Origin of the sequence: Legionella nagasakiensis, assembly GCF_900639915.1 — a bacterium.
In the GTDB taxonomy this organism is placed as follows: Bacteria; Pseudomonadota; Gammaproteobacteria; order Legionellales; family Legionellaceae; genus Legionella_A; species Legionella_A nagasakiensis.
The window spans coordinates 141,032-161,567 of the sequence record NZ_CAAAID010000003.1 but is presented as its reverse complement, the minus strand read 5'-3'; the positions used below and the strand labels follow the sequence as shown (position 1 = coordinate 161,567).

The window sequence follows — 20,536 nt, the reverse complement described above, 5'->3', positions numbered from 1 at the left end:
TTGATAGAACTTTTCAAAAATATAACGCTTTTTAAGTGATAAACTTGTTAAATGAGAATCCAGGCTGTTAGCAGCCAGGATTCTGGTTGAACTTAAGATAAGCAATATTCGTCAGTTATTTCAGATTTCGCAGAACATATTGTAAAATCCCACCATGCCGATAATATTCAAGTTCATTCAGTGTATCAATTCGACACAATACCTCAATGTGTTGTTCACTACCATCTTCGCGACTAATAGTAACATCGAGCAGATCACCTGGTCTTAGCGAATCATTCACGGCAATACTAATTCGTTCACTACCCTTAAGCTGCAGGGTGTTTCGGGTTGTGCCAGGAAGAAACTGTAACGGTAAAACACCCATTCCGATGAGGTTTGAACGATGAATACGTTCGAAGCTTTCTGTGATGACTGCTTTAACCCCTAATAAGTTGGTGCCTTTGGCTGCCCAGTCACGCGAAGAGCCTGTTCCATATTCTTTACCAGCAATAACCACTAATGGTTGTTGTTTTTGCTGATAAAGCATGGCTGCATCATAGATTGGCATCGTTTTATTGGTCGGAATATGTCGAGTAACACCACCTTCTACTCCTGGGGTCATTTCGTTACGGATACGAATATTGGCGAATGTGCCACGCATCATAACTTCATGATTGCCGCGTCGTGAGCCATAGGAGTTAAAGTCCGTTTCACTCACTCCTTTGGATTTTAAATAAAGACCTGCGGGGGAATTCGCTTTAATTGCGCCGGCCGGCGAGATGTGATCGGTGGTAATTGAGTCTCCTAAAAGAGCCAGAATATAGGCTTTATTCACTGGTTTAATAGGTTCTGGATGTTCTTTTAAGTCTTGAAAAAATGGTGGATGTTGGATATAGGTTGAATATTCATTCCATTCATAGGTTTTGCCATGACTGGTTTGGATGGCTTGCCATTGCTCATCGCCTTTAAACACTTCAGAGTATTCTTTCTTGAACATGCTGCCATTGACTTTTGCAACTTCAGAGGCAACTTCTAGGTGTGTTGGCCAAATATCTTTGAGATAGACGTCCTTACCTTCTTTATCTTTACCTATAGAGTCTTGAGTTAAATCAATGCAGGTTGTGCCCGTTAATGCATAGGCGACGACCAACGGGGGGGATGCAAGCCAGTTTGCTCGTACCTGAGGATGCACGCGTCCTTCAAAGTTACGGTTTCCGGATAATACAGAGCACACCACTAAATCATGATCTGTGATGCTTTCGGCGATGGAATTGGGTAATGGACCAGAATTACCAATGCATGTTGTGCAGCCATAACCGACTAAATTGAACCCTAATTGATCGAGATAGGTTTGTAAGCCTGCTTGTTTTAAATAGTCTGTGACAACTTTTGAGCCAGGAGCCAGAGATGATTTGACCCAGGGTTTTCTTTGTAATCCTTTCTCAATGGCTTTTTTGGCAACCAATCCTGCTGCCATTAGAACATTTGGATTTGATGTATTCGTACAACTTGTGATGGCAGCGATGACGACATCCCCATGGCTGAGCGTAAAGTCTTCATTTTTTACCGTAAATGTTTTGTCCTTTTCTTGTATTTTGTCAGCCTGTTTCAGGAAAGCAGAGAATTCTTGCGGCAGAGTGCTTAACGTTACTTTATCCTGAGGGCGTTTGGGGCCCGCCAATGAAGGTTCAACGGTGTCAAGATCCAAACTTATCGTATCGGTAAAGAGTGGGTCGCTTGCCTCTTCATCGTACCAAAGTCCTTGTGCTTTACAATACGTTTCAACCAAAGCAATGGTATGTTCATCACGGCCCGTTAGACGAAGATAGCGTAGTGTTTCGTGGTCAACAGGAAAAAATCCGCAAGTTGCACCATATTCAGGAGCCATATTTGAAATGGTAGCACGATCGGCAAGAGGCAATTGGGCAAGACCTGAACCATAGAATTCCACAAATTTACCAACCACCCCTTTTTGTCGTAACATTTGCGTTACTGTTAAAACCAAGTCGGTTGCAGTGATTCCCTCTTTTAATTTACCGGTCAATTTAAAGCCAATGACTTCAGGAATAAGCATTGATACAGGTTGGCCGAGCATGGCTGCTTCCGCTTCAATTCCCCCTACACCCCAGCCCAGAACACCTAAGCCATTAATCATTGTCGTGTGGGAATCTGTGCCGACGAGCGTATCGGGGTAGGCATAATGCATGCCATTTTGCTCGCTGCTCCATACCGTTTTGCCAAGGTATTCTAAATTCACTTGGTGGCATATGCCTGTGCCAGGGGGAACCACTTGAAAATTAGCAAACGCTTTTTGTCCCCAACGCAAAAACTCATAACGCTCTTTATTACGTTGCATTTCAATGGCTGTGTTGATTTTCATCGCTTCTTGGGAAGCGTATTGGTCGACCATGATTGAATGGTCAATGACTAAATCTACTGGCGATAACGGAGAAATTTTCTCGGCATTACCTCCCATTTTTTCAATAGCATCCCGCATGGCAGCCAGATCAACGACCGCAGGAACACCGGTAAAGTCTTGCATTAATACACGGGCCGGTCGATAGGCGATTTCGTGTTGTGAGCTTCTGGTGTCTAACCAATCCGCAATGGCCTTAATGTCATCCGTAGTGACGGTATGCCCATCCTCAAACCGCAATAAATTTTCAAATAAAACCTTAAGAGAATAGGGTAATCGGCTGATTCCTTTAAAATGTTTTTTTTCAGCTTCTTTAAGACTGTAATAATGATACGTTTTGCCATCAACGTGTAATTGACTGTGAGTGGATAGACTGTCTTGACCTACTTGCATAAACCAGCTCCTGAAATCAAAATGGCAATCATATCTTAAAATTGAAAAGTTTTCATGAGGGTATTCTGCTTTTTAAAAGAACGGATGAGTAATGGATGACGATTCGTGAGTTGGGATAACTCTAGTCTGTAAATCTATTTAACCTGGTTCATGCTTATGTATTGACCAGGTTAAATAAAGAATTGCAGGAATGTCTGTTGATGACGTACATGGATTAATAACAACGTCGTACGCAACGGATAACACGTCCCCAACGATTGACTAAACATCGTTGTTTGCAATAACGGTTAATACGTTGCCAGCCTGTCCAATAGCGACTATATCTATATCTAGGTCCATATCGATGTCGTGGGTAAGGGCCATAATAATAGCTTAAGACAAGTGGCGCTGATGCTGTTTCTGCAATATAGCCTGCAGTCGAATTTGCATGCGCGGCAGGTACAAACGATAAACTCAATAAAAACAATGATAATGCAAGTATTGAGGCTAGATAAATATTGTTCTGATGAATGTAGGTGTTCATAATTCAATCCTTTGCTTATGAATAGCATTTTAAATTATAGACGAATAGTAAATAAATTGCTCATTTTTCCTGGTAAACTATGACTTACTGTAAGGATAAGTTAGCCTATCATTTGTTAAATTAAAATTCATAATGTATAATATTCTTACAAATCATAATATGACAAGGACGCTACCATGAAACGACTTCTAATTCCTTTATGTATTCTTATTTCAAGCTTGGCGTTATCTAGTTGTGGTGTATATACTGCTTCCTGTGGCTCAACATGCCCAACAAGAACAACCTATGTGACTACGACTTCTACCTGCTGTGCGACATGCAATCCCTGTTATGGTTATGGATACAGTTGGTATTAACCAGCGATTGATTTCTTATTCTGGAACTTGAAAACGACACCTTAAATAAACAAGGTGTCGTTGTGGGGCATTGATACTTTGCTTTCACAGTAGGTCTATTTGTGACATGTCGATTATCCAGTTAATTTCTCAACGTAAGAACATCACAGGTTGCATGATGAACGACGGCATGTGCCGTGCTACCAAGAAATGCAGGCAGGGTTGTTGGTCTGTGACGGCCAATAATAATGAGATTACAAGCAAGTTCATTCACTTTTTGAAGAACGTGCATTTTAATTGATCCTACTTCAACAAATTGTTGGCTAGCAGGAATGTTCAGTGCTTCGCCTAATAGGTTCATCACTGCCCAGGCATCTTCTTTGAGTGGTTTATCGAATTCGGCAAATCCAAGCCCTTGCGCTAACTGCAGTGAAGGAGGAGGCTCAATCACGTGCAATAGAAACAGTTTGGCATTAAAACATTTTGCAATTTCTACTGCCTTTTCACTCATTTGAAAGTGATTTCTACTTAAATCGGTTGGATGTAATATATTCGTGTACACAAATCCCTCTTAACCTAAGGTAAACTTGCTCAAGTTTAATGGATTGGAATCAATAATATCAACCTATTTTAGACTCTATTAAGTGAGGAGTATTTGGCAAGCACTCAACAAAACCCGTGTTTTTCAAAGAACATGCAATAATAAAACGCGTGCAATGCACAAGGCCATTTTCTATCTTCTTGCCATCTGGTAATGTCAGATTCGGAGCAATTTCCAGCAAAGGAATAAGCACGAAATCACGCTTCATGATTTCTCGGTGGGGCACAACATAATCATATGTATTGATGCTTTGTGCACCATACAGTAATACATCGATATCTAATGTACGTGCCCCCCACTTTTTTTTACGTATTCTTTGGTGCTTTTTTTCAATGGCTTGACAAGAGCGTAATAAGTGTCTAGCTGAGAGCGTCGTATGAATGGCTAATACCATGTTGCAATATCGGGGCTGAAAACGGCTACCCATTGGGTTACTGAAGTAGAAACTGGAGGATTTGATAATCTTTGTTCGAGGTAATTTTTTAATGTTTGCTATTGCTTGATTCAATTGACGTTGAGGCCAGCTCAAATTACTGCCTAATCCTAAATAACAATGAGTCATGACGGCATTTTAGGCTTATAACGTCGACGTCGTTTATATGGTGTTGGCGGTGATAAAGCAGCAACCATTTCATGTTGTCTAGCTTCATCTTCTTCTTGGAATGTGGTCCACCACTGTGCAAGATCCATGGATTCATCACCAGCCAAGGCTCGAAGTGCAAGAAAATCATAAGCGGCACGAAAACGAGGATGTTGCAGTAAGTTAAAGGCACGTTTGCCATTTCGTTTAGGAAATCGATATTGCATGATCCACATTTCACGCATGATTTGGCTATATCGTTTGGGGATAGTAATGATTTGATTTTGTTCGGTAATAACCTGCGACATCGCTTTTTCCAGTGCAGGTAAGGGCTCCAAGCCTTCTTTTTTTAATTGGTCAGCACATGCGATTAAGGGAAACCATAGAAAAACAGCAAATAAAAAAGCCGGCGTTACCGGTTTATTATCACGTACGCGTGTGTCAGTATTTTCCAGGGCAATTCCAATGAGTGCATTGACCGGATAATTACTTTTTAGAAGCTTATTGGTTAGAGGAAAAAGCTGAGCAAATAAACCATATTTTACAAGCAAATTTTGTACTGATTCCGCCTCACCACACTGATAAATTTTTGTCATTTCATCGAATAATCGCGAACCAGATACATGGCGAATAAGGGTGCTTAACTCTAATAGAGGGGCAGCGGTTTTTGCTTCAAGTCCAAAATGCAATTTGGCACAAAAGCGAATCGCTCGTAACATGCGAACGGGATCTTCCTTATACCGAGTGGTGGGGTTTCCAATGATGCGAATCAGACGCGCATTAATGTCCTTAACTCCGCCGGTAAGATCAACAATGGAGTAATCATCAATGTTGTAGTACAGGGAGTTAATCGTAAAATCACGTCGCCATGCATCTTCTTCTAGGGTTCCGTACACATTATCACGAATTAACATGCCGCGATCGTTTGTTAACTGTTGGGTGTCAGCTGCTTCATGACTGCGAAAGGTGGCTACTTCAATAATTTCCCGATGAAAAATGATATGAACAAGCTTAAATCGTCGACCGATAATGCGGGCATTACGGAATAAGTCTTTGATTTGATTTGGTGTCGCATTGGTTGCTATATCAAAGTCTTTAGGCGCTTTGCGTAAAAATAAATCCCGCACGCTGCCCCCGACGAGGTAGGCTTCAAATCCCGTACTGTTTAGACGGTTTAATACTTTTAGAGCATTGATGCTGATGTCCGTCTTTGAAATATGGTGCTGGTTGCGAGGAATAATATAGCCGGAATCAATAGAAGATGTGCTGGTTTTGGATTTGCGCAACAGCTTTTTAATTAATTTAATGATTGGTGCCACCTGAGTCCTTGAAAATTAGCACAATATTATAGCTAAGGTGAAAACGAAAGTGAATCGTTAACATTTAAGTTTTGATATCAGTATAGATGGTCTTTATAATTGAATAAATAAGAGATAATCTTAAATAAAAACTTATATTCAAGTGATCAATGGAATTATTAGAAATTATATTAAGTTTATTTGCCTTGATTATTTTGGAAATTGTTCTTGGCATTGATAATTTGGTGTTTTTATCAATCTTAACTGAAAAATTACCCAGCGAGCAGCGTAAAAAAGCACGACGATGGGGGCTTACTTTTGCGTGGATGACGCGCCTTTTACTGTTGGCTTTTGCGGTATGGTTGGTGAGATTGTCTAAACCATTCATTACTATTGGTGATTTTAACTATTCAATTCGGGATCTTTTTTTATTTGTTGGTGGTAGTTTCTTAATTGCTAAAGCAACTCAGGAAATTCATTTTGAAGTAGGGATTGGTGAGACGGAGCTACATGAAAGAGGAAAGGCTTTAGTTACCTTCAAAGGTGTGGTAATCCAGGTTGCCTTAATGGATATTATTTTTTCACTTGATAGTGTGTTGACGGCAATAGGTTTAACGACACGTTACTGGGTTATGGCTTTAGCCATCACTTGCGCAATACTTGTTATGATTTATGCTAGCGAGCCGGTCAGTCGTTTTATTGAAAAATTTCCTACGGTAAAAATGTTGGCCCTTAGTTTTTTAATGCTAATAGGGATGATTTTAATCGCTGATAGTTTTTCTTTTCATATTCCGCGAGGCTATGTTTATTTTGCAATGGGATTTTCGCTTGGCGTAGAATCACTAAACTTGCTTAGACAATCTCGCAGATTGAAAAAGAAAACGAATGGGAAAGGTTCATAGCTTGATGATGTTAGTAATAAAAGCATTTCATGTTATCGCGATGGTCGCCTGGTTTGCAGGTCTGTTTTATTTGCCAAGGTTATTTGTTTATCATGCAGACGCCGCAGATGAGGTTAGTATGGCGCGCTTTAAGTTAATGGAAAGGCGCCTATATTATAGCATTATCTGGCCTTCCGCGGTGCTTACAACGCTCTTTGGGATTATATTGTTTAATTATAATCCACAGTATTATTTTCATGCTGGCTGGATGCATGCCAAGCTTATGCTTGTTCTTTTTTTATGGGTTTATCATTTAACTTGCGGCCATTTTGTCAAGCAATTTGCAAAAGATAGCAGCACGCACTCCTCTATTTTCTTTCGAGTGTTTAATGAGCTGCCAACCATTTTATTGATCGCAATTGTTTTCTTGGTTGTGGTTAAGCCATTTTAAGATCGGGTTTTACCGCATATCCAGCCCAAACCAATGAGTTTTTATACGCCATAAAGTGGTAAATCAATTTTAATATTTCTTTCCCAGGTTAATCTCAAGGCATTCATAATAGCAATGACATCAATAAATTCCTGAATAATAGCTCCGGTGACAGGAGGAACATAACCCAGTGCTGCAAAGCACATACCAATGACGCTCAATCCCATACCCCCAAGAGCACTTTGTAATACAATTTTTCTTGTTTTTAAGCTTAGATGAAAAAGCTCATCTACTTTGTTAAAGGTATTTTCCATAATTACAGCACTAGCAGCTTCTGCTGTTACATTACTGAATTCCCCAAATGCGATTCCTACTGTCGCGGCAGTTAAAGCCGGTGCGTCATTAATACCATCACCCATAAAAACTGTGGGAGCCTTTTTCACTTCTTCACGCACAATATCGAGCTTTTGCTCTGGTGTTTGAGAAGCATGAATTTCAGCCACCCCTAAGTGCGTTCCAAGATAGTTAACCTCCGACTCTCTATCACCAGAAACAATCATTATTTTGTTAAAATGATGAGCTGGTTTTAAATGGCTGATAAAAGACTTCGTTTCAGGGCGAGCCGGATCATGAAAGTTTAGCGTTGCAGCAACAATATTATCGATTATCACAATGCATTCAAGACCAGATTTCTCGCTGGGAAGCGTAGACTTAAATTCTGGGTGAATTTTCAATAGCTTTTTTCTTCCAGTGATATGTATTTTTTGATTATGAATTGTTCCTTGCAATCCTTGACCAGGTATTTCAGAAACGTTCGATGTTTCAAGAAGCGCAATACGTTCCTTTTCTGCTGCATTCAAAAGTGCAAATGAAAGAGGATGTTTAGAATAACGCTCAAGACTGGCAACATATTGAAGAACCTTCTCTCTTGTATAATCAGCAGTTACGTTGATATCTGTTAAGGTTGGCCGACCATAAGTTAGGGTACCTGTTTTATCAAAAATGGCCGTTTTGCAGATGGGTAATTGTTCAACCACCGTTGGGTCTTTAATAATAATCGATTGTTTTGCAGCTTTAGAGATAGCACTAATAATAGTAATAGGGATTGCTATTAGTAAAGGACAAGGCGTGGCGATAACCAGTACGGCAAGAAATCGAATGGAATCACCCGATATATACCAGGCTAAAACAGCAAATATCAAGGCAATTAGCCCAAAAAACATGCCTATTTTATCACCCAAACGCCGTATTGAGGGACGTTTTTGCTCTGCTTCTCCCAGAACTTTGACAATAGATGCATAACGCGAATTAGAGGTAAGTCGCGTGGTTTTAATAATTAAAGGTGAGTCTCCATTCAGAGCACCAGACAAAACAGATGCACCGGGTGCTTTTGAGATTTGGTAAGGTTCTCCTGTCAGATAGGATTCATCCATTGAGCCATGCCCCTCAATAACAATACCATCAACAGGACACGTCTCATGGGGATATACAACTATTTCATCATCGATTCTTATATGATCTAATTCGGTATCCTCTATACGATGACGTGTCTTTCGGTGAGCAATTAAAGGCATGCGCTGTTCAAGCGCCAATAATACTGATGAGGCTTTTCGCATGGCATATCGTTCTAATGCCTGACCACTGGCCAGCATTAAAACGATAAAGGCTGATGCAAGATATTCTTGTAAAATTACACCAGTAATCAAAGCTAAAGCTGCCAATATATCTGCACCCAAGTTACCTTTTATTAGTTTTAAAAGAATTTGAAATAACAGTGGCAAGCCCGCGGTAATCAAAAGAAAAAAAAGTGAATATTGGGCGTAAGGATAATGAAATAACTGTAACAATCCATAAATGATGATAGTAATGAGTGATAAAATTGAGATGCTTATTTGCCACGTATTTTTAAAGTTCATATTTGCCTTTTAATTTTATTGATATAGGCTTTAAGCGATAAATATTTACCATAGCCCAAGTGGGTATCGATAATTTTTTGAATGGGCACACCAAGTTTGTAGAGATGCAGAATTTTTTCCTTGTCTTTATCATACATGGATGCCTGGATGACTCCCTTCGGTTTACCTGGTTTATTCCTTTCGCAACTCGTGCGCGTAGTCCTTCTTTTGTTCGCTCAGAAATAAAATCTCGCTCCAGCTCCGCCAGCATGGAAAAAATAGTGATGAGCACTTTGTTGGTTATATGATTCTTTGCGGTTGGATTTAAATCTAAATTTTGCTTAATTAAAATTAATCTTGCCTGTTTTTCCTGAATAATCGTTTCTATGGTATTCAGCGTTTCCTTGATGGAGCGTCCAAGCCTTGATAATTCATAAGCAATAATAATATCGCCATGTTGCAATTTATTTAACAGCTCATCGATGCGGCGTAGGGATGTAGATTTACGGGAAGACATTTCCAATACTATCCACTCATCAACCATCATTTTTTGGTCAACGCAATAGCGACTGATGATGTTTTTCTGGCTGTCAACGTTTTGCTCTTGTGTGCTCACCCGAACATATCCATAAATCATGCAAATTTCACCCAATTGTCATTGTTTTTGTAATTCTGTTAGAGGATGAAGAAAGCAGGAAAACACTACTCACCATTATTCGCAATAGATCGACTTTAATCTGGCATTATGTCAATTTGCATGGGAATATGATTTTACTCAGGATATTGAAGGGCTGGATATGTGGTAAAACCCAAGATCAAGAAACTCAATGCATTTCTACCATTTCAAAATCTTCTTTTCCAGCACCACAATCGGGACAAAACCAATTTTCAGGAACGTCTTCCCATCGCGTACCAGGTTCTATGCCGTCTTCAGGCCAGCCCTCAGATTCATCATAGATAAAACCACAAATGACACAAATATATTTTTTATAAGGCTGCATCTTCATTGCTCAATATTAAAAAGAGTGTAATTTAGCCACTCAAGAGGCTTATGTAAAGAACAGAAGAGCATATCTGTAAAAATCTCTTGTTTGTGAACTCTAAATGCGAGATGCATTACAGACTTGTTTGTCTTGCTGTAATGATTGTAAACTTTGCATTCATATGATTTGACACGAGAGTTATGATGAGTCACTCACAGGAATTGTTTAAAAAAGCTCAGGCCATTATTCCAGGCGGTGTTAATTCACCGGTAAGAGCATTTAAGGGAGTGGGAGGGGAGCCTCTATTTTTTAAACAAGGAAAAGGCGCTTATTTAATTGATGTTGATAATAATCAATACATTGATTACGTAGGCTCGTGGGGGCCGTTAATTCTTGGCCATTGTCATCCCAAAGTAATTGCGGCTGTGGAGGAGGTTTTGCATATGGGCATGAGTTTTGGTGCTCCTACGGAACTTGAGATCAAACTGGCAAAAAAAATTACTTCTTTGATGCCTACTATTGAAAAGATTCGCATGGTAAATTCTGGAACCGAAGCCACCATGACAGCCATTCGTTTGGCAAGAGGTTATACAAATAGAAATAAAATTATTAAATTTAATGGATGTTATCATGGCCATAACGACAGCCTGTTGGTAAAGGCAGGCTCGGGGGTACTTACCTTAGGAATTCCGGCGACACCGGGAATTCCTGCAAGTATTACTGAACATACATTAACAGCGAATTTTAATCATTTAGAACAGGTAGCCGCTTTATTTGAGCAGTATCCAAATGATATTGCTGGTGTGATTTTGGAGCCGATTGCCGGCAATATGGGATTTGTTTTACCAAAACCTGGTTTTTTACAGGGCTTGCGAGAGCTATGTGATGCGTATGGGGCGCTGTTAATATTTGATGAAGTCATGACTGGTTTTCGCATTGCTTTAGGCGGGGCACAGCAATATTATCAAGTGACTCCCGATTTAACGACGCTCGGTAAAGTGATTGGTGGAGGGATGCCAGTAGGGGCTGTGGGTGGTAAAGCATCCATTATGAATCAACTCGCACCGGAAGGTCCTGTGTATCAGGCTGGTACTCTGTCTGGTAATCCTTTGGCCATGGCGGCAGGATTAGCAACTTTATCTGAACTGGAGAGTCAGCCTGATTTTTATCAGCGTTTGGGAAATACTTCTGCTGCTTTAATTCACGCCTTAAAAGACGTTGCTGAATCATTCAATATTTCTTTTTGTGCCTCTTCGCTTGGCGGCATGTTTGGTTTTTGCTTTAACGGTTTGAATGAAGTTAATGATTATTCGGATGTTGCTTCGTCTGATGAAAAACGCTTTAAAGCGTTTTTCCATGGTATGTTGCAACAAGGTGTTTATTTTGCTCCCTCCATGTATGAAGCGGGTTTTGTTTCCAGCGAACACCAGCAACAGGACATTCATCGTACACAAAAGGCAGCCGAATACGTTTTGCAGCAACTGGTTTGATATAACTTGTTTAGGATCTAAACGCACTAATAGGATCACTTAAAATCAAAATGCCATTCCCTTTATGTGTAGAATCCAACCTCTTGATACGAGATCGTATGGATGCTGTGCATAAAGCACAGCAAGTCGGTAAAAGAAAGGCCTTTTCTGCTCAATAATTAGATGCGTTTAGCCTGGGATCTGTTTACAAACACTAGACAGTAAGAAGTAATTAAGTAATTTTTGTAGTGCAATTTGGATATTCAGGGTGAGTACTCTTTTTGAAGCAATAATTCCTGCCAAGATTACTTGGAAATCAGGGTTACCTTATGCGCGTGCATTTGAAGATATTTATTTTTCTACTGAAAATGGTTTGCAAGAAGCACTTCATGTTTTTATCCATGGAAATCAACTGCTAGAACGGTGGAAAAGATTGCCTTGTGAGCAAAGCAGTCAATTTATTATCGCTGAAACGGGTTTTGGCAGTGGTTTGAACTTTTTATTAACATGGTCTTTGTGGCAAGCGCATGCGCCAAAATCAGCGAATCTTTATTTTATATCTTGTGAAAAACATCCCCTAACTCGTGATGATTTATTAAAATGCTTGGCTTTATGGCCTGCACTATCAGAGCAATCCTACGCTTTATTAGAGAGTTATCCCATTTTGACGCCTGGATTTCATTTATTGTCGTTTGAACAAAGACGGGTAAATTTAATATTAATGCTGGGTGATGCGTTCATTTGTTATGATCAATTATTAGTTTGCGGCGATGCTGTTGTTGAGAAACAATTACGTCGAGTTTCCATTGACGCTTGGTTTCTTGATGGGTTTTCCCCACAAAAAAATCCCGATATGTGGTGCGAAAAGTTATTCGCAGTCATGGGCAGATTGTCCAAAAGAAACGCCACATTAGCAACTTTTTCAGCGGCAGGGGTAGTAAAACGCGGCTTACAGGCAGCAGGTTTTACGGTGGTTAAAAAGCCGGGATATGGTTGCAAAAGAGAGATGATTTCTGCCAGATTCGATCAACCAATTCTACCGACTACAAGGCAGGTTTCTCGTTCCACGCCATGGCATGCAAGCTCGGTAAACCTCGTTAAAAATCGGCATGCCATTGTGTTGGGCGGAGGGCTTGCGGGATGTTATTCTGCCCATGCTTTGGCTCGACGGGGCTGGAAAGTGACCCTGCTTGATGAACAGGAGCAAGCAGGAAGAGGGGCTTCAGGGAACCGGCAGGCGGTCTTATACCCTAAAATATCTTCTTATCGTTCTCCTCTCACTGAATTTATGCTAACGGCTTATGTATTCGCAATTCGAGCTTATAAAACACTCTTGAATCCGCGTGTTGATGGGCATTTGTCTGGCCTCTTACAATTAGCCTGTGATTCTAAGGAGCAAGCCATTCAAGCAGGCTTAAGCGCCTGGCTAACTGATTATCCCGAACTGGGTCGATTAGTCGATAAACAACAGGCTTCGATGCTTGCTGGAATAACCTTAGAATCAGACGGGCTATTTATTCCTCACTCCGGTTGGATTGATTCATTTACTTTATGTCAATTCCTGATTGAGATGGAACAAATCAATTGGGTAGGTGGTCATAAAGTAAATGCTTTGCATTATACAAATGGGGAATGGAGCACTGGTCAATATCATGCTGAGGTGTTGATTATTGCAAATGGGCATCATGCTAACCAGTTTTATCAAACCCGCCATCTTCCTTTAAAACCGATCCGCGGCCAAATGACTGTCATTCAAAAGAATGAGGCAAGTTCCAAGTTAAAAATGCCATTATGTGCGGAAGGACATATCTTACCAGCATGGGAAGGGGGGCATTATTTGGGGGCTACGTATCATTTAGGTTCGACAGACGCGGAGTGTCAAAAAGCTGATGATGAAAATAATTTGGCTAGGCTGGATAAATTGCCCAGCGAATTAATTTGGTCTAAGGATATTATCAGTCATTGGTCGGCGGTTCGCGCAGCGACTCCTGATTATTTGCCTTTAGTAGGACCAGTCGCTGATCCTGAGTCGTTTAAGCAACAGTTTGCTAAGCTGGCAAGTAACGCTCAAGGCTGGCTGCCTTTTCCGGGACCCTGTTTGCCTGGATTATATGTTTGTACTGGTTTTGGCTCACGCGGATTGACCTCCGTTCCTATCAGCGCGGAATGGTTGGCGTCTATGATAAATCATGAGCCAGATTGTTTACCGCGCCGATTAATTCAGGCCATATCGCCTGCAAGATTTTTGCGTCGAGAGATTATTCGCAGCAGAAATAAGACTTAGGGCATGTCATATTTGCCACATGGCCATAAAATCAACCACGGATTGTTGAGCAAGCTTCTCAAGATCACTCATTGAGTGGATGATTTGTTCAACTTTTTCTGGAGAGAATCGTGTATTTAAATTATGTTCGAATTTTGCAAGTAAAACGGGTACACCTTCTTTACGTCGACGTCGATGGCCAATAGGATACTCAACCGTTATGAGATCTGTTTCACTACCATCATTGAATATTAGCTTGATGCTGTTGGCAATGGAACGTTTTTCGGGATTGAGATAATCTTTTGAAAATTGTTCATTCTCACGGACATGCATTTTTTTGCGCAATGCATCAATACGAGGATCCACGGCGGCCGAATCTTCATAGTGTTCTGCACGCAAATCACCATGGAGTAAGGCAATTGCGACCATGTATTGCAAACAATGATCACGATCAGCTGGATTATGAAGGGGGCCTTCTTTACTGATAATACGAATGGCCGATTCATGAGTGGTAAGTTCAATATGGGCAATATCTTCTATTCTGCCTTGTATTTGAGGGTGTAATGCTACGGCACATTCAACGGCGGTTTGTGCATGAAATTCAGCTGGATAGGATAGCTTGAATAAAACATTTTCCATCACATAGCTTCCATAAGGCCGTTGAAATTTAAATGGCTTTCCTGAAAACAATACATCATAGAATCCCCATTTAGGAGCCGTCAAAGCACTAGGGTAGCCCATTTCACCCGTAGCACAAATGAGAGCAAGCCGCGCCGCTCGAGAGGTAGCATCGCCGGCTGCCCAGGATTTGCGTGAGCCTGTATTGGGTGCGTGGCGATACGTGCGTAAACTTTGTCCATCAACAAAAACGTGCGATAAGGTTCGCTCAATTTGAACTTTATCACCCCCTAAAAGCATGGCTGTTACTGCGGCACTGGCCAGCTTAACTAAAATAACATGATCCAGACCAACGCGATTGAAACTGTTTTCCAGAGCAAGACACCCTTGAATTTCATGGGCTTTAATCATTGCGGTAAGGATCGTACGCATGGTCAATGCGTCTGCCTTTTTATTAATATTCTGGCGACTGATATAATCCGAAACAGCTAATATGGCGCCAAGATTATCGGAGGGGTGCCCCCATTCAGCGGCAAGCCAGGTATCATTGAAATCAAGCCATCGGATCATGGTGCCAATGTTAAAAGCAGCTTGTACGGGGTCAAGCTCATAAGAAGTTCCAGGGACTCGGGCACCACCAGCTAAGACGGCTCCTGGCACGACTGGTCCCAGTAATTTTATGCATTCAGGAAAATTAAGTGCCAAGAGGCCACAACCCAAGGTGTCCATCAAGCAAAGTCGGGCTGTTTCATAAGCTTCCTGGCTATTAATATCATAATTTAATACATAATCAGCAATATCACTGATGACTGTGTCATAGTTCGGTTTTATGTTTGTTTCTACGAATAATGAACTCATGATTATCCTCTGGAATCGATGGCAAGGTACGGACGCGGATCTGGCCCTATGTATTCTGATGTTGGACGAATAAGGCGATTATCTGCTCGTTGTTCAAATACATGTGCAGACCAGCCTGTTATACGTGACATGACAAAAATCGGCGTGAACAGCGGGGTTGGTATACCGCAATAATGGTAGGCCGAAGCGCTATAAAAATCGAGATTAGGGAATAATTTTTTCTCTCGTCGCATGACTTCTTCAATACGTTCGGAAATTTTATAAAGCAACATATCATCTTGTGATTGGGCAAGCTTTTTGGACCATGCTTTTATGATGTCCGAGCGTGGGTCACAATCCTTATAAACACGATGACCAAAGCCCATGATTTTGGCTTTATTTTTCAGCATTACCATTAATTGCTGTTCGGCTTCTTCTGGATTTTTGAATCGTTGAATCAATTCCATAGCTGCTTCATTAGCACCACCATGCAATGGACCACGTAGTGTGCCAATTGCACTGGTTATGGCCGAATAAAAATCAGATAATGTCGCAGCGGTTACTCGTGCTGCAAAGGTAGATGCATTAAATTCATGTTCAGCATAAAGAATTAAAGACACATTCATCATATCACGATGTAATTTTAGAGGTTTTTTGCCATGCAACAGTGCAAGAAAGTGTCCGCCCGTACTTTGTTCATCACTTTCGCCACTGATTTCTTTATCTTGATGATGATAAAGGTACCAATAGCAAAGCATCCCAGGGAAAATGGCAAGAAGTCGATCAGCGATATCGCATTGTTGCGAAAACTCATGTTCTGGCTCAAGGTTTCCTAATAAGGAACAACCCGTACGCAGCACATCCATGGGATGGGTTTTTTTAGGAATGAGTTTAAGTACTTTTTTCAAGGATTCAGGTAAAGAACGCAGACCAATTAGTTTATTAGTATAGGTGGCCAGTTCGGTACTTGTGGGAAGCTGGCCATAAAGTAAAAGATACGCAACTTCTTCAAAGGTGGCGTTTCCAGCCAAGTCATCAATTGAATAACCACGATAATTTAGCCCTTTTCCTTCTTGTCCAACGGTCGCAATGGCTGATTGACCGGCGACGATGCCAGCCAGTCCTGTCGATTTATTTACCATCCTGCTCTCCCCTCATTTCATCTAGTGTTTTTTCAAAGTCACGGTATTTTAATACTTTATATAGATCATCCCGTGTTTGCATCCTATCAAGCATTGTTTTTTGTGTACCTTGCTCAAGAATAGTGCGATAGACATGAAGTGCTGCATGAGACATAGCGCGAAATGCGCTGAGTGGGTATAAAATGAGTTGAACCCCAACTTCTTTTAACTCATCCTGAGTAAACAAAGGCGTTTTCCCAAACTCAGTAATATTGGCTAGCACCGGCGCTTTTAAATGCTGGGTAAATTCCTGATATTGTGCGAGCGTGGTTAACGCTTCAGGGAAAATCATATCCGCGCCAGATTCTACATAAAATAACGCGCGCTCTATGGCACTGTCCATCCCTTCATTGGCGAAGGCATCCGTGCGTGCCATAATGACAAAATGTTCATCCACACGCGCGTCAACGGCAGCTTTGATGCGATCACCCATTTCCTGCATGGATACAATGGCTTTATTAGGGCGGTGTCCGCAGCGCTTGGCCATCACTTGATCTTCAATGTGGATGGCAGCCACGTTGGTTTGTTCCATTAATTTAACGGTTCTGGCGATATTAAATGCATGTCCCCAGCCAGTGTCCACGTCTACCAGTAATGGTAGAGAACAGGCTTGAGTAATACGTCGTACATCTTCAAGTACTTCTGCAAGGGCTGTCATCCCCAAATCTGGTAAGCCGTAAGAGGCATTGGCAACGCCGGCTCCTGATAAATAAATGGCCTGGGCACCGGCATGTTCGGCAAGCATGGCTGAATAGGCGTTAATGGTACCGAGCACTTGTACTGGTGCTTGGGTGTTAATTAGCGTTCGGAATGTTTTCCCCATAGAATGCGGCATTAACGTTCACTCCTTGAAATAAAAAAGCATTTGTATCATGCTGGTTTTAGGATAGCAACACGCTTTAAATGACCAGATGACCTTTAAAATACCATTTGCAATGACCTGATATATGAATACGTTCGGCAAAAACGTCACATAATACTTCGCCTTTACGAAATGACCCTTGCAGTCCTCTAAGGCTCGTTTTATTTAATCGCTCAGACCAAAAGGGAGCTAATACACAGTGAGCTGAGCCAGTGACTGGATCCTCAGGAATATGATGTTTAGGATAAAAACAGCGCGAATAAAAATCTGCGTCGTTACTTTCGGCTGTTAATATCAGGCCTCGTTTAGGCATTTTCTCTAATGATTTTAAATCAACTTGGGCGTTTAAGACGTCGTTTTCATTTGAGAGTAAGATGAGATAATCCAGATCACTTGTAAAAATGCCACGGATTGATTTGTCAACCAAGTGGGTAAATGTTTCAGGTGATGGAATGGCCTCATAGTTTAGACGCGGAAAATCCATCACGAACCGGGTATTTCTTTTCACGACCACAAGGGAGCCGCTGAGGCTCGAAAAATGAATGGTATTGTTATTACTTTTACCTAATTCAAATAACAAGAAACCAGCGGCAAGCGTTGCATGACCACACAAATTGATTTCACCATTTGGTGTGAACCAACGAATTTGATAACCTTCTTTTGCTTCGATAATGAACGCTGTTTCTGATAAATTATTTTCAACCGCAATGGCTTGTAGCAGCTCATCATTCAGCCAATGTTTTAGTAAACATACAGCGGCAGGATTGCCATGAAACACTTTGTCTGTAAAGGCATCGATTTGAAAAATTTCAATACTATGCACAACTTACCTCAAGCGACGAATCGATGGGCGAAGATTAGCAGGTCATTTGTAAATAGCAAGTTTTTAGACCTATAGCTTACGTTTAAGCCCCGCGGCTGCCATAATTTTTGTGGTGATTTCTTCAATGGAGTAACGTGTTGAGTTAAGAAAAGGTATATGTTCTCTGCAGTACATGGCTTCAACTTCTGATACTTCAAGGCGACATTGCTCGCTGGAAGCGTATTGGCTATTTGGACGCCGTTCTGTACGAATTTGATGCAGTCGCGAGGCATCAATCGTTAGGCCAAATAATTTGCTTTTATACGGCCTTAATACGTTAGGAAAATGAAACTCTGACAGTTCTTCTTCTGTAAACGGATAGTTCGCAGCGAGGATTCCAAATTGTAATGCCATATATAAACAGCTGGGTGTTTTTCCACAGCGAGATACTCCAATGAGAATAATATCTGCTTTATCATAATCGCTGGTTTTTATGCCATCATCATGAGACAGAGCAAAGTTTACTGCTTCGATACGTTGATCGTAAGATTTTGTATTAGCCACTCCATGGGTCCGACCAACAGTGTAGGAGGATTTGATATTTAATTCTTGTTCAAGGGGGGCAAGAAATGTGTTGAAAAGATCAAAAATACAGGCATTTGCTTGTTTTATGTGTGCGCTGATTTCAGGATTTACCAGAGTCATAAAGACCAGCGGCTTGATTCTTGTTTCTGCAAAACATTGATTTAATCGGTTAATCACAATTTTGGCTTTTTCGATGGAATCAATATAAGGCATCGTTTGTTTTTCAAATTTAATTTGCTCAAATTGGGTCAGTAAACTATTGCCTAATGATTCTGCAGTTAAACCGGTGCCATCTGAAATCATAAAAACGTGTCTTGTCATTACTTGCTTCATTTTATTAGAAAAAATTATTATAGTTGGGAGGCTTATACTTGGCAATTACTGGGCTATCTGCTATGTTGATTGAATCATCAATGTGATGAGCAGTGGCTTTAATTATGGAACAAGATAGATATCAACAGAATCATTGGACTTATATTATCGGAATGATTTGTCTTGTTGTCGGCATGACATTGTTTGCGTTCAGTGCATACATTTTTCCTTTTTTAATATTAAAGGGCATCTATGATGTTCCTGAATTTATTCTTCGTTGGCGATACTCTTTTCAGAATGATTATGGTTTTGACCTGCGGGGAGCGTCATGGGCTGTTTTCTTGGCTTTTTTTATCCCGGCTTTGATAACTATTATAATAGCTTATATTTTTTCTAATCGAATCGACAACAGGCTTTATAATCTTGAAGAGCGGAATCAAGAGAAAGTTGAGAGGAAGCTGGAGGTTAAGGAAACGGTAAAAATTTTATCAAAAATCATAATGATTGTTATACTTGTATTTGTGATAATTACTTTATTTCAATGGTTGATTTATGTTCCACCGGTTGACTGAGAGGAGCAACTATGCTGTTTATAAAACGGTTTAAAATCAAGAGGCTCACCAAAAAAATTAAGGCATTACAACATAATCGGATTCATAACCAGCCGAGCGAAGACGCATTAAAAAAAGAAATCGCCTTATATCATACGCTTGCGGGCATCTATGAGTCTATGCATGGCAGAAAAAAACAGCCATTTGCGCGAGAAATGTCAATGGAATGCTATCGAGTGGCAGCTACCATTGAAGATTCTGAAGCTCAATATATTTTGGGAAACTATTTATTGGAGGCGGCAAAATTCAGAGAGGATTTACAAGCAAAAGGCATTTTTGCAAGCCCCAGTAATGAAAAACAAATGAAGGAGCATTATGAAGAAGCCTTGGCTTATCTAACTGCGGCTGAGCAACTGGGTCATATTAAAGCAAAACGATTGCATGGTTTGTGTTATATTAATGGTTGGGGTGTGGAGGCTGATAAAAAACGTGGATTTGAATTGGTCGTTGCAAGCATAGAGCAAGAAAATAGTTGGGACAAGGTTCCTCAAATCTTTGCGGCAATTGGTCTAAATAAACCGGAGTTTTTTTCTGCACTAACGCAATTTCGCAGTAAATCCTAGAATATTTTTCTTATAGAGATGTTTGGGTTTCCTACTGGGTTTCATAAGAGCCCATCCTATTTATTCCTTAGTATTTAGGGTGTGTCATCAATTTGATTTTCTTGCTTTTTTTAATGAAT

At 40.6% G+C, this 20,536-nt stretch carries 20 protein-coding genes; 7 read left to right on the top strand and 13 right to left on the bottom strand.

Annotated elements, in window-relative coordinates; all coding sequences use genetic code 11:
* Positions 1-115: 115 nt before the first annotated feature.
* Positions 116-2,788, bottom strand: a complete 2,673-nt coding sequence (gene acnA / locus E1O52_RS03705; RefSeq protein WP_133127356.1) for an aconitate hydratase AcnA — start codon at positions 2,786-2,788, stop codon at positions 116-118.
* A gap of 214 nt (positions 2,789-3,002) precedes the next feature.
* Complete coding sequence (locus E1O52_RS03700) at positions 3,003-3,311, bottom strand: hypothetical protein (protein ID WP_133127355.1); 309 nt, start codon at positions 3,309-3,311, stop codon at positions 3,003-3,005.
* A gap of 176 nt (positions 3,312-3,487) precedes the next feature.
* Between E1O52_RS03700 and E1O52_RS03695 the strand changes: the two genes are divergently transcribed.
* Positions 3,488-3,667 carry a hypothetical protein gene (locus tag E1O52_RS03695; RefSeq protein ID WP_133127354.1) on the top strand — a complete coding sequence of 60 codons (180 nt, stop codon included), beginning with the start codon at positions 3,488-3,490 and terminating at the stop codon, positions 3,665-3,667.
* Positions 3,668-3,788: 121 nt separating this feature from the next.
* Here E1O52_RS03695 and E1O52_RS03690 read toward each other — a convergent pair whose 3' ends face one another.
* Genes E1O52_RS03690 through pcnB form a run of 3 tightly spaced genes read right to left on the bottom strand, consistent with a single transcriptional unit; the run spans position 3,789 to position 6,116 of the window.
* The gene (locus E1O52_RS03690; RefSeq protein WP_133127353.1) at positions 3,789-4,208 is read right to left on the bottom strand and encodes a universal stress protein; all 420 of its coding nucleotides are present in this window, start codon (positions 4,206-4,208) and stop codon (positions 3,789-3,791) included.
* A gap of 58 nt (positions 4,209-4,266) precedes the next feature.
* Positions 4,267-4,809, bottom strand: a complete 543-nt coding sequence (folK, locus tag E1O52_RS03685) for a 2-amino-4-hydroxy-6-hydroxymethyldihydropteridine diphosphokinase (RefSeq protein ID WP_133127352.1) — start codon at positions 4,807-4,809, stop codon at positions 4,267-4,269.
* Positions 4,806-6,116, bottom strand: a complete 1,311-nt coding sequence (gene pcnB, locus E1O52_RS03680) for a polynucleotide adenylyltransferase PcnB (RefSeq protein ID WP_133127491.1) — start codon at positions 6,114-6,116, stop codon at positions 4,806-4,808. The genes folK and pcnB overlap by 4 nt, the downstream gene beginning before the upstream one ends.
* Positions 6,117-6,295: 179 nt before the next feature.
* Here pcnB and E1O52_RS03675 point away from each other — a divergent pair, with 179 nt between their 5' ends.
* Both E1O52_RS03675 and hemJ read left to right on the top strand, forming a co-directional pair.
* Positions 6,296-7,027: a TerC family protein gene (locus E1O52_RS03675; protein WP_133127351.1), complete on the top strand. Its 732-nt coding sequence runs from the start codon at positions 6,296-6,298 to the stop codon at positions 7,025-7,027.
* 7 nt (positions 7,028-7,034) lie between these two features.
* Positions 7,035-7,457 carry a protoporphyrinogen oxidase HemJ gene (hemJ, locus tag E1O52_RS03670; protein ID WP_133127490.1) on the top strand — a complete coding sequence of 141 codons (423 nt, stop codon included), beginning with the start codon at positions 7,035-7,037 and terminating at the stop codon, positions 7,455-7,457.
* A gap of 41 nt (positions 7,458-7,498) precedes the next feature.
* Here the strand turns inward: hemJ and E1O52_RS03665 are convergent, their stop codons facing one another.
* From E1O52_RS03665 to E1O52_RS03655, 3 genes are all read right to left on the bottom strand, one after another.
* Positions 7,499-9,352, bottom strand: a complete 1,854-nt coding sequence (locus E1O52_RS03665) for a heavy metal translocating P-type ATPase (protein ID WP_133127350.1) — start codon at positions 9,350-9,352, stop codon at positions 7,499-7,501.
* The gene (locus tag E1O52_RS03660) at positions 9,342-9,968 is read right to left on the bottom strand and encodes a recombinase family protein (RefSeq protein WP_242602144.1); all 627 of its coding nucleotides are present in this window, start codon (positions 9,966-9,968) and stop codon (positions 9,342-9,344) included. The genes E1O52_RS03665 and E1O52_RS03660 overlap by 11 nt, the downstream gene beginning before the upstream one ends.
* Positions 9,969-10,155: 187 nt before the next feature.
* Positions 10,156-10,332, bottom strand: a complete 177-nt coding sequence (locus E1O52_RS03655) for a rubredoxin (RefSeq protein WP_133127349.1) — start codon at positions 10,330-10,332, stop codon at positions 10,156-10,158.
* A 185-nt stretch (positions 10,333-10,517) separates the two neighbouring features.
* On the opposite strand from E1O52_RS03655, the gene hemL reads away from it, so the two are divergent.
* Positions 10,518-11,804 carry a glutamate-1-semialdehyde 2,1-aminomutase gene (hemL, locus tag E1O52_RS03650; protein ID WP_133127489.1) on the top strand — a complete coding sequence of 429 codons (1,287 nt, stop codon included), beginning with the start codon at positions 10,518-10,520 and terminating at the stop codon, positions 11,802-11,804.
* Positions 11,805-12,051: 247 nt separating this feature from the next.
* Complete coding sequence (gene mnmC, locus E1O52_RS03645; RefSeq protein WP_133127348.1) at positions 12,052-14,067, top strand: bifunctional tRNA (5-methylaminomethyl-2-thiouridine)(34)-methyltransferase MnmC2/FAD-dependent 5-carboxymethylaminomethyl-2-thiouridine(34) oxidoreductase MnmC1; 2,016 nt, start codon at positions 12,052-12,054, stop codon at positions 14,065-14,067.
* A 6-nt stretch (positions 14,068-14,073) separates the two neighbouring features.
* On the opposite strand, the gene E1O52_RS03640 is transcribed toward mnmC, so the two are convergent.
* From E1O52_RS03640 to ppsR, 5 genes are all read right to left on the bottom strand, one after another.
* Positions 14,074-15,522: a bifunctional 2-methylcitrate dehydratase/aconitate hydratase gene (locus E1O52_RS03640; RefSeq protein ID WP_133127347.1), complete on the bottom strand. Its 1,449-nt coding sequence runs from the start codon at positions 15,520-15,522 to the stop codon at positions 14,074-14,076.
* Positions 15,523-15,524: 2 nt separating this feature from the next.
* Positions 15,525-16,643 carry a bifunctional 2-methylcitrate synthase/citrate synthase gene (prpC, locus tag E1O52_RS03635; RefSeq protein ID WP_133127346.1) on the bottom strand — a complete coding sequence of 373 codons (1,119 nt, stop codon included), beginning with the start codon at positions 16,641-16,643 and terminating at the stop codon, positions 15,525-15,527.
* Complete coding sequence (gene prpB / locus E1O52_RS03630) at positions 16,633-17,517, bottom strand: methylisocitrate lyase (RefSeq protein ID WP_133127345.1); 885 nt, start codon at positions 17,515-17,517, stop codon at positions 16,633-16,635. Before prpB ends, prpC begins: the two co-directional genes overlap by 11 nt.
* Before the next feature lie 64 nt (positions 17,518-17,581).
* Positions 17,582-18,367 carry a PhzF family phenazine biosynthesis protein gene (locus E1O52_RS03625; protein ID WP_133127344.1) on the bottom strand — a complete coding sequence of 262 codons (786 nt, stop codon included), beginning with the start codon at positions 18,365-18,367 and terminating at the stop codon, positions 17,582-17,584.
* 69 nt (positions 18,368-18,436) lie between these two features.
* Positions 18,437-19,252 carry a posphoenolpyruvate synthetase regulatory kinase/phosphorylase PpsR gene (gene ppsR, locus E1O52_RS03620; RefSeq protein WP_133127343.1) on the bottom strand — a complete coding sequence of 272 codons (816 nt, stop codon included), beginning with the start codon at positions 19,250-19,252 and terminating at the stop codon, positions 18,437-18,439.
* A gap of 116 nt (positions 19,253-19,368) precedes the next feature.
* Here ppsR and E1O52_RS03615 point away from each other — a divergent pair, with 116 nt between their 5' ends.
* The gene (locus tag E1O52_RS03615; protein WP_133127342.1) at positions 19,369-19,815 is read left to right on the top strand and encodes a hypothetical protein; all 447 of its coding nucleotides are present in this window, start codon (positions 19,369-19,371) and stop codon (positions 19,813-19,815) included.
* A gap of 11 nt (positions 19,816-19,826) precedes the next feature.
* Positions 19,827-20,417 (top strand): SEL1-like repeat protein, encoded by a 591-nt coding sequence (locus E1O52_RS03610; RefSeq protein WP_133127341.1) that lies wholly within the window; start codon positions 19,827-19,829, stop codon positions 20,415-20,417.
* Positions 20,418-20,536 lie beyond the last annotated feature (119 nt).